The 12,823-nt window shown below is 63.2% G+C and carries 10 protein-coding genes and 3 pseudogenes; 9 read left to right on the forward strand and 4 right to left on the reverse strand.

Annotation, left to right across the window (positions count from 1 at the left end; all coding sequences use genetic code 11):
- The first annotated feature begins 184 nt into the window (after positions 1-184).
- The 4 genes from ACXPWS_RS10510 (at position 185) to ACXPWS_RS10525 (ending at position 2,623) form a co-directional block, all read left to right on the forward strand.
- Positions 185-796 (forward strand): hypothetical protein, encoded by a 612-nt coding sequence (locus ACXPWS_RS10510; protein ID WP_458712379.1) that lies wholly within the window; start codon positions 185-187, stop codon positions 794-796.
- Entirely contained in the window at positions 793-1,359 is a 567-nt protein-coding gene (locus tag ACXPWS_RS10515) for a twin-arginine translocation pathway signal (protein WP_458712380.1), read from the forward strand. Before ACXPWS_RS10510 ends, ACXPWS_RS10515 begins: the two co-directional genes overlap by 4 nt.
- Before the next feature lie 112 nt (positions 1,360-1,471).
- Positions 1,472-2,329, forward strand: a complete 858-nt coding sequence (locus ACXPWS_RS10520; protein ID WP_458712381.1) for an enoyl-CoA hydratase — start codon at positions 1,472-1,474, stop codon at positions 2,327-2,329.
- Between the two features lie 6 nt (positions 2,330-2,335).
- A complete protein-coding gene (locus ACXPWS_RS10525; protein ID WP_458712382.1) occupies positions 2,336-2,623 on the forward strand; it encodes a hypothetical protein in 288 nt (95 codons plus the stop codon).
- A 67-nt stretch (positions 2,624-2,690) separates the two neighbouring features.
- On the opposite strand, the gene ACXPWS_RS10530 is transcribed toward ACXPWS_RS10525, so the two are convergent.
- Both ACXPWS_RS10530 and ACXPWS_RS10535 read right to left on the reverse strand, forming a co-directional pair.
- Positions 2,691-3,122, reverse strand: a complete 432-nt coding sequence (locus ACXPWS_RS10530) for a hypothetical protein (protein ID WP_458712383.1) — start codon at positions 3,120-3,122, stop codon at positions 2,691-2,693.
- Between the two features lie 511 nt (positions 3,123-3,633).
- A complete protein-coding gene (locus ACXPWS_RS10535; RefSeq protein ID WP_458712384.1) occupies positions 3,634-3,960 on the reverse strand; it encodes a hypothetical protein in 327 nt (108 codons plus the stop codon).
- On the opposite strand from ACXPWS_RS10535, the gene ACXPWS_RS10540 reads away from it, so the two are divergent.
- Positions 3,944-6,217 carry a cellulase family glycosylhydrolase gene (locus ACXPWS_RS10540; protein ID WP_458712385.1) on the forward strand — a complete coding sequence of 758 codons (2,274 nt, stop codon included), beginning with the start codon at positions 3,944-3,946 and terminating at the stop codon, positions 6,215-6,217. The genes ACXPWS_RS10535 and ACXPWS_RS10540 overlap by 17 nt on opposite strands.
- A gap of 649 nt (positions 6,218-6,866) precedes the next feature.
- Here the strand turns inward: ACXPWS_RS10540 and ACXPWS_RS10545 are convergent.
- A pseudogene (locus tag ACXPWS_RS10545) lies at positions 6,867-7,190 on the reverse strand (NAD(P)/FAD-dependent oxidoreductase); the annotation flags it as partial.
- A gap of 571 nt (positions 7,191-7,761) precedes the next feature.
- On the opposite strand from ACXPWS_RS10545, the gene ACXPWS_RS10550 reads away from it, so the two are divergent.
- From ACXPWS_RS10550 to ACXPWS_RS10565, 4 genes and pseudogenes are all read left to right on the forward strand, one after another.
- Complete coding sequence (locus ACXPWS_RS10550; protein WP_458712386.1) at positions 7,762-8,445, forward strand: TetR/AcrR family transcriptional regulator; 684 nt, start codon at positions 7,762-7,764, stop codon at positions 8,443-8,445.
- Between the two features lie 355 nt (positions 8,446-8,800).
- Positions 8,801-9,079: pseudogene (locus ACXPWS_RS10555) on the forward strand (PGRS repeat-containing protein); the annotation flags it as partial.
- Positions 9,033-9,413: a hypothetical protein gene (locus ACXPWS_RS10560; RefSeq protein WP_458713792.1), complete on the forward strand. Its 381-nt coding sequence runs from the start codon at positions 9,033-9,035 to the stop codon at positions 9,411-9,413. The pseudogene ACXPWS_RS10555 and the gene ACXPWS_RS10560, both read left to right, overlap by 47 nt.
- On the forward strand, positions 9,410-10,915 hold the full coding sequence (locus ACXPWS_RS10565) for a cellulase family glycosylhydrolase (protein ID WP_458713486.1): 1,506 nt from the start codon (positions 9,410-9,412) through the stop codon (positions 10,913-10,915). The genes ACXPWS_RS10560 and ACXPWS_RS10565 overlap by 4 nt, the downstream gene beginning before the upstream one ends.
- A gap of 815 nt (positions 10,916-11,730) precedes the next feature.
- Here ACXPWS_RS10565 and ACXPWS_RS10570 read toward each other — a convergent pair.
- Positions 11,731-12,817, reverse strand: a pseudogene (locus ACXPWS_RS10570) (S-(hydroxymethyl)mycothiol dehydrogenase).
- Positions 12,818-12,823: the final 6 nt, after the last annotated feature.

Raw genomic sequence — 12,823 nt, forward strand, 5'->3', positions numbered from 1 at the left:
GGGACAGGGATCCAGCGGCCGGACGGTGCGCGGTTAGCGTGTGGCAGCGGTCACATCATCGGCCTGGCGACGGTGGTGATTGCATCCGACCTACGGCACCCTGCTCTGGAGGTAAATCATGCGGCTCCTCCGCCGTGCCACGCAGACGGCCTGTACGACAGGCACTCTCGAAGGAGATGCCCTGGTGTCATCCACGCAGGCGACCGAGGATGTAGCCGCGGTGCGTGCTCGCGCGGCGAGCCTGCGTCGCGAAACCGACGACCAAACCCCAGACTCCGCCGACGGGACGTCGCCGGTCAAGCGGTGGTGGCGGCTCTCGCGCTCGACGGTCGTTGCGCTCGTCGCCATGCTCGCGGGCACCGCGTTGTTCGCGGCCAGCGGGTACATGTGGTGGGGCCATCGTGCGGCAGAGTTGGAGAGGCAGCGCCGCGACGAGTTCGCTGCGGCCGCTGCGCAAGCAGTGATTACCTTGATGTCGATCGACAGCGCCAAGGCTCAGGAGAATGTCCGCCAGATCATCGACAACTCCGCTGGGCAGTTCCGCGATGATTTTCAGGTTGAGGCCGAAGACTTCGTCAAAACGGCGCAGGCGTCCAAAGCAGTCACGAAGGCGACGGCACAGGCAGAAGCCGTGCAAGTGATGGCTGCGAACTCGGCGACCGTTCTTGTCGCGGCTGCTACGACGGTCAGCAACTCCGCCGGTGCAAACCAGCAACCACGAAACTGGCGTCTCAGTGTCGACATGGTCCAGGACGGCGAGCAAATCAAGCTGACGAAGGTGGAGTTCGTCCCGTGAGCACCGATGTAGACGAGCTCATGGCTGTCGTCGACTGCGCCAAGCCTCCCGCCCGAGGCGTGTGGACGCTGCTCCGTGCAGTAGCAGGGCGATGGCGCGCTCTGATCGTCATCAGCTTCCTGCTGTGTTCCGTCGGCGTCGCGGCGGCCACATATTTCGGTCCGCATCGTGAGGACCGGGATGTCACCGCTGCGGCCACTCAGGCGGCCGACGCCGCAGCGGAAGCTTCTGTGGCGTTGTTGTCCTATGCACCCAACAGTTTGGACCAGGATCTCGCGGCCGCCCGAGCCCATTTGACCGGGGAGTTCCTGACCTACTACAGCAACTTCGCCGAGGAGATCTTGGTGCCGGCCGCCCGACAGAAGGACGTCCATGCCAGCGCAACGGTGGTCCGGGCAGCCACCATCGAAGCGCGTCAGGATACCGCCCAGGTCCTGATCTTTCTGAACCAGAACACCACCAGCCGCGACAACCCGGTGCCCGCGCAGACCGCTAGCAGCATCAAGGTGGGACTTACCAAAGTCGATGGCATGTGGCGTATCTCGTCTTTTGATCCGGTGTGACAGCCATCCGTATGTGATCCGTCCGACTCCCGGTGAGTGGAAATCGGACGCGGTCGTGGGAGTGGAGCTACGCATCCTGAATGCGGATGCGAGGATGCGGCGGAGGGCTGACATGACGACTTTTGAGGGCGACGTTGTGACCTATAAGGTCAAAGGGCGTGTCGCAGTGGTGACGATGAACCGACCCCGGTACCGAAACGCGCAAAACTCGGTCATGACCTACGCGTTGGACGCTGCCTTTCAACGTGCCATCGCCGACGATGCCGTTGGTGCAATCGTTCTCGCCGGCAGCGGAGACCATTTCAGCGCCGGTCACGACATCGGTACCCCGGAACGCGACCATCACGTGTCCTATGACAACAAGGCCGCGCTGTGGTGGGACCACGTGGATAAGCACGGTGGCGATCAGCGTTACGCACGCGAGATGGAGGTCTATCTCGGCATGTGCCGTCGCTGGCGTGAGATACCTAAACCGATGATCGCAATGGTGCAGGGCGCGTGCATTGCCGGCGGCCTGATGCTGGCCTGGGTGTGCGACCTCGTGGTTGCCGCCGACGACGCATTCTTTGCAGACCCGGTAGTGCGCATGGGTATCCCCGGCGTCGAGTATTTTGCGCATCCGTGGGTCCTCGGGACGCGGTTCGCCAAGGAGATCCTTTTCACCGCCGACCGTTTCACCGCTCAGCGGGCGTACGAAGTGGGCATGGTCAATCAGGTTGTGCCCCGGCAGCATCTGGAGCAGGCGACGCTCAAGTTTGCCGAGCGGATTGGGCAGATGCCGTCGTTCGGACTCGCACTGACGAAGCGTGCCGTCAATCAGTGTGAAGATCAGATGGGTTTGCGGAACGGAATGGAAGGCGTCTTTGGGCTGCATCACTTCGCCCACGCGCACAACGCGGAGATCGGAACGGGATCACTCGGCGGGATGGATGCCAAAACAATGGCAGCTCAGACCACCGACGCCGGGTGATCGGCCGTGAGAAGCACGAGGGCGGATCGCGTCGCATGGCAGCTGGCCGAGCAACTCGCTGAACGCATCTCAGCGCAAGACCGGGCAGCGATGTACTGCTCGCTGGGTTGCGGTGACACCTTTGACGCCCTGGCAGACATCATCCAATTGGTCATCGATTACCACGAGTCCGTCATCCCCGGTGTCATCTGCGAACTGCATGGATGGCTAAACGGATATCGGGGCAATCGGGACGAACCTCGGGTGCGTGCCATGATTCACGCCATCCCGGCCAGATGTATCAGCACCCCATGAGTCCGGGGGTGAGTCCGGCGGCCTTGCCTCGAAATACCAACCCGGCAACCGGCCAACGGCTCCGACGTCACATCAGGGTCAGGTCGAACGGGTAGGTGAAGGTTCCACCCGGCGAACCGTCACACCCTGCAGCGAACGATGAAGACAGCGTCCCGCTGTGGGTGAAGGCATCCCAAGAATAGGCGTCGCGAGTGGCTATCGTCGATCCGTAATAGACATTGCCGCAGCGTAATCCGTCGGGTATGTCGACGACAAGGGTATACCGGCCGTCCATCAACTGGGCGTACCCCTGGTAGGGGAAGGCCCTGCCGACGGGTTGGGGTATCGCCTGAACATGAACACAGTCACCCCCGCATCCGGATAGCGCCCAAATCCAGGTGTGAAAGTCGTACCGACCTTGGATACGTAGCTCGAAGTTGCCATACGGTGTCTCCGCAAAGGCCCCAGGTGCCCCCGCCAACCCACACACGACTGCGATACTCAGCAGCAGTACTTTCATGTCGCCCTTTCCACACCGGCCCCTGACGCATTGAGCCATGGGAACTCTGGCAGCCGATGTCTACGCCTGCCGTTCAGCCGTCCGGTGAGCGGGATACCGTGCGGCACCCTCTCTGAGGGGAACCTCCCGTTCAGTGGACGTAGCGGTGGCTCCCGAGTGGCGCCGCTGCCAGTGTGTCGTGCGTCACTTGTCAATGATGAGGAGGATGCATGAGCGCTACACGCTACATAGGTCGTGTTGGAGGTTTGGCGGCCGCCTTGGGCGTCGGCGCTGCCATCTTCACTGGCAGCGGGATCGCCTGGGCCGAACCCGCATCCGGTGGATCGGGATCGGGTTCATCGTCGTCAGCTGGTAGCAGTGCGAACGGTGGCGAGTCGACGCATGGCGGAACACCGGGGGGAGGGTTGGCCAACGGTGCGTCGGAAGGTTCTGAAGCGCCGCACACCTCGCCAGCCTCGTCAGGCAAAAAGCACGATTCCGGTTCGGCATCGGGGAATGCCTCGAAGTCAAATCATCCAAAGCCCTTGCCCCGCAGCAAGATCGGGAAGTCCTCGTCCGTTGCGGATGGTTCCTCGTCGCAAGGCATTGAGCCATCCAAATCGCAGGGCAACGAGCCCTCCCCGTCCGGGGACAGTGGCGCGCCGCCGTCGAACACTCCGTCAGGCACCGTCGAGACTCCCGCATCCGGTAGCGTCGACGCACCCACCGTCGAGGGGGCATCGCCGACATCCGAGGCTTCCGGGACGAATTTGCCGTCGGCTGTGACGAACAAGCCCGAGCCGGTCAAGCCTGCGGTCGGCTCAGTGCACGTCACAACGACGATGACAAAGCTGATCACCCAGGCGATGGATCCGCTGGGCGGAACTTCGCCGAAAGTGCCGGCGGAGTCGCCCACGTCATGGGTGGTGGCGGCGGCGGCGCGGCGCGAACTATCAGGCCCCGCAACGACCGCGCAACCGACAACGCAGATCGTTGCCAGCCAGGCGCTGGCGTCGGCCAACATGGCCACGGCTGCGGCGCAGTTCGCACCTGCAGCGCCTCGACCGGCGCCCGCAAACCTCCCGGAACTGGTTCACCTCTACCTTTACGCGCCGATCCATGCCGCACTTGAGCACTGGATCAACACCGCCGCTGGCCAACGGTTCGCTGCCGTGGTCAACACTGTGCTCAGGTCCTACGCTATCGGTGACGGCTCAGACGGCACGAGTGCAGCCGACCCTAATGGCACTGCCGCAGGGTGGATCTTCGGCGATGGCGGGCGCGGCTGGACCAGCACCGCGGCTGGTGTTGCCGGAGGCAAAGGTGGCTCTGCAGGGATCTTCGGAGACGGTGGCGCCGGTGGCGCTGGTGCGGCCGGTGGCAGCGGCGGTGCCGGAGGAAGATTCATGGGCATCGGTGGCACCGGTGGCGACGGGGGTGTCGCTGTGGCCGATGGCGCCGGGGGTGCCGGCGGTCACGGCGGAAACGCGCCAGGGGTGTTCTTCGGAGTCGGTGGCACCGGCGGCGACGGCCATGACGGCGGCGTCGGCGGAGCCGGTGGCGACGGTGGGAACGCGACGGGGTTGCTCGGCAATGGCGGCCGAGGTGGCGACGGCGGCAACGGCGATCAGACCGGACACTTGCCCGCCTTGGGCGGGGCCGGGGGACAAACCGCGCCCGGATTCGGCAGCCACGGTGCGGTCGGCAGCGCCGGCACCCAGGCCGGAATCACGCTCACCCCACCGGCGGGGACCACGATCCCGGGCGGATCAGTGCTCCCGCTCGGGACGACCGGTACCTGGCTGACCGACGTCAACGGCAACGCCGTCATTCTGCACGGGACAAACCAGGTGGACATCAACCCGCCGCTTTCCACACCGGAGGAGGCCGGGTTCGGCGACGACGACGCGGCGTTCCTTGCGGCCAACGGTTTCAACGTGGTGCGAGTGGGTGTTGACTGGTCGCGTTTGCAGCCCCATCCCGGCGTCTATGACGACGCTTACTTGGCGTCGATTCAGCAGACAGTGCAAACCCTGTCCGATCACGGCATCGTCACCCTGCTCGACATGCACCAAAACGTAGGGCCCGACTGGGCGACCGGCGGCCCACTGCCTCCCTCGAAGTTGCCCTTCCCGATCAGCCTGTTCTTCGATCCTGCGCAGAACCACGCCTTAGACATGTTCTGGAAGAACCAAGATGCATCCAACGGCGTTGGACTGCAGAATAATTACGCGCAAATGATGCAGCACCTTGCGGGCTACTTCAACGGCAACCCCGGCGTGCTGGGCATCGAAATCATGAACGAGCCGCTACCAGGAAACCAGACCTTGCCGAGCATCTTCGGCAGCGGCTACTTCGAAGGACAACAGCTCACCCCGTTCTACAACCAGGTCGCAGCGGCGATCCGGAGCGTCAACACGACGGCCACGATCTTTTACGAGCCCAGCTTTCTGGCCACCGCCATGGTGCCCATACGCCTGGGAACGGTGAACGATTCGAACAGCGTCTTCTCGTTCCACAACTACGCGTACGTCAACCTCGGCCCCTTGGGTGTGCTGCCGTTTGTCCGCACGATCGAGAACAACGCAGCCAAATATGCACGGGCACATGGAATCCCGGCCTTCATGACCGAATTCGGATCGAGCATCAACCAATCCTCCATCAATCGGACAGTGACGCCGGCTGACCACGACTTGATCGGCTGGACGGAGTGGAGCTACAGCAACACGGGCTTCGGCGGCATCGACGGCACCCCAGAGTGGCTGGTGAACGATCCCAGCCAGCCGCTGGTGGGCGACAACGTGAACACGGCGACCTTGGCGACGCTGTCAAAGCCATATCCCCAACTTGTCGCCGGCACCCCCGGCGGGTTCTCCTTTGATAAAGGAACCTTCCAATTCAGCTACTCCACCGAAAGAGTCGACGGCCTCGGTCAATTCGCCGCTGGTTCCCAAACGGTCATCGCGGTGCCAGCGGTGCAGTATCCGAACGGCTACCGGGTGACAGTCACCGGTGGACACGTCGTCTCGGCACCCAACGCCTCACAACTCGTGATCGCCTCGGACGGCGGGGCGAACACCGTCGTGGTCACGGTCAGCGCAGCACTGACAGCATGACGATCGCTTCCCGTCTGCCGGGCCTGTTGCCGGCAGACGGGAAGCCCGTTTCGCCATTGTGGCGTCACTTGTGGACACGTGTTCTCGACGCGCGGCGGGTGCGTCCCACAGCTCTCGCGCGTCGTCGGCTCGCGATGTCAAGCAGAATCCGGTGCAGAGCACCTTTCGCGCTCGAGGTAAGAATCTCCACATGCCGCGTCGGCTGGCATGGCAAACCGGTGAGACCCCACCGCGATGCGTAGTGCTCGGTAGCCTGACCTCGCGGTGTGACAAAGATGCCGATCACGGTGACGCTGCAACTTCGACGTGCCGCGCGACATTGCAATCACGGTGCTACGGGAAATCCGACATTCCGGGTATCACTGCGAGCGTTTGATGAGCCCTTCCGCACGGTTGTCGGTGACCGCACACCAGATGGTCGTCCGCGCCCAGCACCGTGCACAGATGCTGTCATCGTTCATTGTTGAACGTGGCGGTGCCGACGTGTCGGTGGAAAATGCTGCACACGCGCGTAGCGGCACGGTCTGTCGGACAAGGTCGCCCACCACGAACGACCCACCCCTTCGGAGAAGTGCGAGGCAGCACGGGTCGACGTTGTGACCGGGGGCTGGAGGTGAGCTAGTCGGCGGCGGAGTTTACGCACTCCCAAGAGGGTGCGCCAGTCTTCTTCTTCCTGCTGTTTGCTCTTGTGTAGCTCCGTCGAGAGGGCGGTGAGGTGACTCGCGGGGTGGGGGAGGGCGAAGAAGTCGCCTTTGCCTTGAGCGGAGGTGTGCGCGCCGGTGTCGATGAAGTAGTACCCGTCACCTGACAGTGAGCTCGCGTGGTTGGTCTTGTTGAGGTAGCGCAAGATGTTCGCGGTTGCGGCCGCGGCTCCGTTTTTGGCGAAGATTGCGGCTTTCGGTAGTGGGCGCCCGGATGGGGAGGTGACCGTGGTCGCGTCGCCGATGGCAAAGATCCCGGGATACACGGTTTGCGCATGGGCACAATGTATTTCGCTGTCAGCGCCGCGTCATCCGCGGCCATCACATCTAAACGCGCCGTCACACGCTGCCGCCGACGCGCCGTGAGTCGGGCGGGGCGCCGCTGCGAGGCCTAAACCCGATCAACTCGTCGCGGACAGTGATTGTCGTCGAGCCTGTCCTCAGGCAACGTGTACTTGTACTTGGTGTCACCCTCGCATCCTCGTCGACGCCGCATGCCTAGGGGAGTACACGTGAGTGCGCGTCGCCGTCGACACAGATCAATGCTAAGAAACCTTAAGGTGGACAGTAGATCCCAGCATCTCGCGTCGGGACAACTGCCCCGGCCGTTCCCGAGCACACGCGACGGCGGTACTGTACGTTCACCGGTCTTGATTCTCCGAGCCGCACGGCTGCAGTTCTACCCGTTGCAGCGCATGAATCGGAACCCACTGTCTGCTAGACGAGATCCCGCACCACTACATCGACTTCGTCGTCGCAGTAGCCAGGTTGCACCCACCTGACCATCAGTGACCACATCGTCGTATTGACGGAACCGCGAAACTCGAATGTATACTTGGTTTTGTGAGCGAGGAGCGCGGCGTGCGCACAGAGATTTCCGATGACGACCGACGGGCACCCCGCAGCGGCTCTCGTGGGGCGTACGCCAAATCGGCGGTGCGCAGAGACCGAATACTGGCTGCGGCGTTGCACGTTTTCACACGCATGGGCTTCACCTCAGGCACGGTACGGGCGATCGCCAATCACGCAGGTATGGCTGAAGCCACGGTGCTACATCATTTTCCGAGCAAGACCGCGCTGCTTCTTGCTTTGTTCGAGCAACGTGAGTTGCGGACCCGCGCCAGCCTGAGGTCCGCGACCGACGCGCTTGAAGCACTACTTCAGGCCGTCGACCTCGTGGACGATCAAACGAGGATCTACGCAGAGCTGTTCAGCCGCCTCGCTGCCGAAGCAACCGACTCGGGGCATCCAGCTCATGAATTCGTCGTTCGCCGATACGACACCGTACGGCGGGACCTCACGGAGGCCTTCACAGACCTCGATAATGAAGGGCGGTTGCAACCAGGTGTCAGTCCCGGCAGCGCAGCAATTCTGACTATCGCCGCATGGGAAGGCTTGCTGCTGCAGTGGTTGCTCGACAATCGCAGTGTCGATGTGCAGGGCGAACTGCGTTCGCTCATAAGCCTACTCGTCGATGCTGACCGCCCTAAGCGGCAACCACGCCGCGCCAGTTCTGCCGCCAAATAGTCAGGCATCCCGGACTTCACATACGCCGTATCGGAGCCCACAACATCCCGCCCATGCGCGTGTCGACGGAAAAGGCCACTGTGTCGGCCGATGTCGTGCGTCGTTTGTCCCACATAGAGGAGATGGTCCCTTGGGCACTTCGCCGTTCAACAGCCGTGTCGGTAGGCGCGCGGTAGCGCTGGTTATGGTCGTTGCGATGCTCGCGAATCCGAGTCCCACATCCATCTGGCCTGCACCCCGTGCGGCGGCCACCACAGGTACGAACACCACATGGGATTCGACCTATGCGAGCGGACCCGGTGAGGCACAGGCGGCTGCGGACGTGCGCATGGCTGAACATGGTTCATCGAGCGCAATGCACGGCACCGAGGACCGACGAAACGCTTGCGCCCATACTCCGATTTACGACGCTGCCAGTGCCTGGCTGAGGTCCTCGACGGGTCAGGTGTTCGCGGCTGTGGTCAACACGCTTCTGTGGTCCTACGCGGTTGGCGATGGCGCAGCAGGAACTGACGGTTCTCGTCCGAATGGGACCGATGCGGGGTGGTTGTTCGGTACTGGCGGAGCGGGCTGGAATAGCACCGCGAGTGGCGTTGCCGGTGGAAATGGCGGGGCTGGAGGGTTTTTCGGCAATGGTGGAGCCGGCGGCGTGGGGGGTGCCGGTGCTGTTGGTGGCAGCGGCGGCGCGGGTGGCGCATTCACCGGGATCGGCGGTCCCGGAGGTGACGGGGGCGGCGGAACAGCTGAGCGAGCCGGTGGTGACGGCGGTGCAGGTGGTGACTCCGAAGGACTGGTGTGGCCCGTTGGTGGTGCCGGCGGCAATGGCGGCGCGGGGATCGGGCTGGGTGTCGGTGGGGCCGGCGGATCCGGTGGTGCCGCGCACGGGTGGTTGTTCGGTATCGGCGGGCGTGGCGGCAACGGAAATGATGGCGGGCTTGGCGGTGTCGGTGGTGATGGAGGCAACGTGACCGGATTGTTCGGCGACGGCGGTCGCGGAGGAAATGGCGGTGATGGCAGCCAGACCGGTCGGCTACCTGCGTTGGGCGGTGCGGGTGGGACCACCACGCAGTGGTTCGGCAGCCACGGAGTATTTGGCCTTGCCGGCAATCAGACTGGTGTGACACTGAGGCCCGGACAGAACAAGGTCAAGCCCGCGGGAAAGTGGTTCACCGACAACGCCGGCAAGGTCATTTTCTTGCGCGGGATGAATGTCGTCGACATCCGGGATCCGATCAGACCGCCGTCAGTAGAAGGGTTCGATGACGACGACGCCGCCTTTCTGGCCGCCAATGGTTTCAACGTGGTGCGATTGGGGGTCGATTGGGAGCTTCTGCAGCCCAAGCCCGGCGTCTACGATGCCGCTTACCTGAAGTCACTGGACCAGACGGTGCAGCTGCTGGCCGCTCATGGCGTTCTCAGCTTGCTCGATCTCCATCAAAACGTGCCGCCCAGTTACGTCACGGGCGGCCTGCCCCCATCGAGCATGCCTTTCCCCGCGAGTGTGTTTTTCGACTCAGCGAAAAACGCTGCAATCGACCGGTTCTGGGCCAACGACAAGGGCCCGACCGGGGCCGGGCAACTTAACGAGTACGCGAAAATGGTCCAGTACCTAGCCGACCACTTCAACGGCAATCCTGACATCTTGGGCATCGAGATTATGAACGAACCCTTACCGGGCAACCAGTTCCTACCCTCGATCTTGGGTAGCTCGTACCACGAAGCCCAACAACTGACCCCATTCTACGATCAGGTAGCTGCGGCGATCCGCAGCGTCAACCCGGACGTGACGATCTTTTTCGAACCCAGCGTCCTGGCTAGCGCCACAGTGCCGATACGGTTGGGTACAGTCCACGACCCCAACACCGCACTGTCGTTTCACGACTACGCCTTTTTGAACCTTAACGGCCTCGTGATGCCCGACGTCAAGGGCATCGCCAACACGGCCTACGCTTACGCCAAAGCGCACAACATACCTGCGGCCATGACCGAGTTCGGATCCTCGAGCAGCCTCTCCTCACTCAACCAAACCCTGCGCCCGGCCGACCAATACCTGCTCAGCTGGACCGAATGGTCATATGCGAACACCGGGTACCGCGGCATCGACGGAACCGTCGAATGGCTCGTTGATGATCCCCGTAAACCGTTGATCGGCGACAATGTCAACTCGACTAACCTGGTGATCCTGACCAGACCGTACGCTCAGGTCGTTGCCGGCACCCCCACCGCAATGTCGCTCGGTGAGAACGGCGTCTTTCATTTCAGCTATACCACTACGAGAGCCGACGGCCATGGCCGTTTCGCCACCGGTTCACGCACGATTCTGTCGGTACCCAGTGCGCACTACCCCAACGGGTACGACGTGACCATCGAAGGCGGACACGCGGTCTCTGCACGCAACGCGCCTAAACTCGTCATCGTCTCAGACGGTGCCGCCACCTCTATCTCCGTCACCATCACGCCCTTCGCTTAGGGGCAAAACCACTCTACGAGCAGGTTGCCGATATCTCCCACAAGCGGGAGGTAGTCGAGGGTCGGAGCCGACCCTCCCTGGTCCGGGGGAACCGCCGCCTCGACGCGAGAGCCCGGCCATCTGCGCCGAGAGCTCTATAAGGCCCACCGACGATGGTCTACATCTCCGGTACCCGGAAACCGCCGCGGTCGCCCAACTTCGTCGGAAGCAGGGCCAAACTCGACCGCCGCAGCAGTGCGTACAAGTGACGCGGGCAGGGCGGCGGCCATTCTGACCCGCCAATCGGCGATAGGGCCGAACGAGGGAGCTGCGGGAGCTGGCGGTGGAATAGGGCGTCAGGAGGCGGTAGCGGCGGTCAATGGTCGCTAAGTCGGGTTTCAGTGCGGATGAACTTTAGTGTCGGCGCGGAGTCGTCCGTTATCATGCCCTCAGTCGACATCGCACCGGCTTCTGCTTTGCCGACGAACAGACTGGCAAGAAGGCGGATGTCAGCCGACATCGGAATGCGCCGGGATTACTTCACAGTGCATGAGCGGGGCTGCGCGACCGGTCACGCTGAGCGTTCCTTTCACGCCCGTGCCTCTGCGGTAATCAATGGCCCACCCGCGCGGGATACATGCCGAACAGATGTTCATCAGTCTGCACACAAGGCATGCCATTCATGACGGCGATGTTCGTACCGTGACCGATGCAAGGCCGATGAACCACGTTCGACATGGTTGGGTCGCTTGACGAGAGGGGTCCTTTCGCAAGCTCATTCGCCACAATGCGCCGTTCACGGCAAGTAATTGCTGGGTCCTTCCACAGATTTGCGATCAGAGGATCACCACCGATCGAAGTACCTCGCCGGCGTGCATCTTGTGGAATGCGTCCTCGATGGCGTCCAGGCCGATGCGTTCGGAGACGAACTTCTCCAACGGCAACCGGCCCTGGCGGTAAAGGCTGATCAGGGTGGGGAAGTCGCGTTCGGGCAGGCAGTCGCCGTACCAGGACGATTTCAGGGAGCCGCCTCGGGAGAAGAAGTCGACCAGCGGCATCTCCAGTGTCATGTCCGGGGTCGGTACGCCGACCAGGACGACGGTGCCTGCCAGGTCGCGGGCGTAGAAGGCCTGCTTCCAGGTCTCGGGGCGTCCGACGGCGTCGATCACCACGTCGGCGCCGAAGCCGTCGGTGAGGTCCTGGATGGTCTCGACGACGTCGAACTCTTTGGCATTGATGGTGTGGGTGGCCCCGAACCCGCGCGCCCACTCCAGCTTCCGGTTGTCGGTGTCCACCGCGATGATCTTCTTGGCCCCGACCAGGGCAGCGCCGGCGATCGCGGCGTCACCGACACCGCCGCAGCCGATGACGGCCACCGTGTCATCACGCCCGACCGCGCCGGTGTTGACCACCGCGCCCAGGCCGGCCATCACACCGCAACCCAGGAGCCCGGCGACGGCGGGGTCGGCCTCGGAATCAACTTTGGTGCACTGGCCCTGGTGTACGAGCGTCTTGTCGGCGAAGGCGCCGATGCCGAGTGCGGGGGACAGCTCGGTGCCGTCGGTCAGCGTCATCTTCTGGGTGGCGTTGTAGGTGTCGAAGCACAGGTGCGGGCGGCCGCGCTTGCAGGCCCGGCATTCGCCGCACACCGCGCGCCAGTTCAGGATGACGAAGTCGCCGACCTCGACGTGGGTGACACCGTCGCCGATGGTTTCCACGGTGCCGGCGGCCTCGTGGCCCAGCAGGAACGGGTACTCGTCGTTGATCCCGCCCTCACGGTAGGTCCAGGTCGGTATGACACACACCGCACGCGATGATGTCGACCACCACTTCACTGGGGCCCGGATCGGGGATCACGATGTCGACCAAATCGACGGGCTGCTTCTTACTCCGGGAAATCACACCGCGCACTGTCTGAGGCATGCGGTT

It is taken from the genome of Mycobacterium sp. BMJ-28 (assembly GCF_054404835.1).

Bases quoted from the DNA above. Each gene is read 5' to 3' on its own strand.
- ACXPWS_RS10520 (WP_458712381.1), top strand. From the start codon at position 1,472: ATGACGACTTTTGAGGGCGACGTTGTGACCTATAAGGTCAAAGGGCGT.
- ACXPWS_RS10540 (WP_458712385.1), top strand. From the start codon at position 3,944: ATGACAAAGCTGATCACCCAGGCGATGGATCCGCTGGGCGGAACTTCG.
- ACXPWS_RS10530 (WP_458712383.1), bottom strand. From the start codon at position 3,122: ATGAAAGTACTGCTGCTGAGTATCGCAGTCGTGTGTGGGTTGGCGGGG.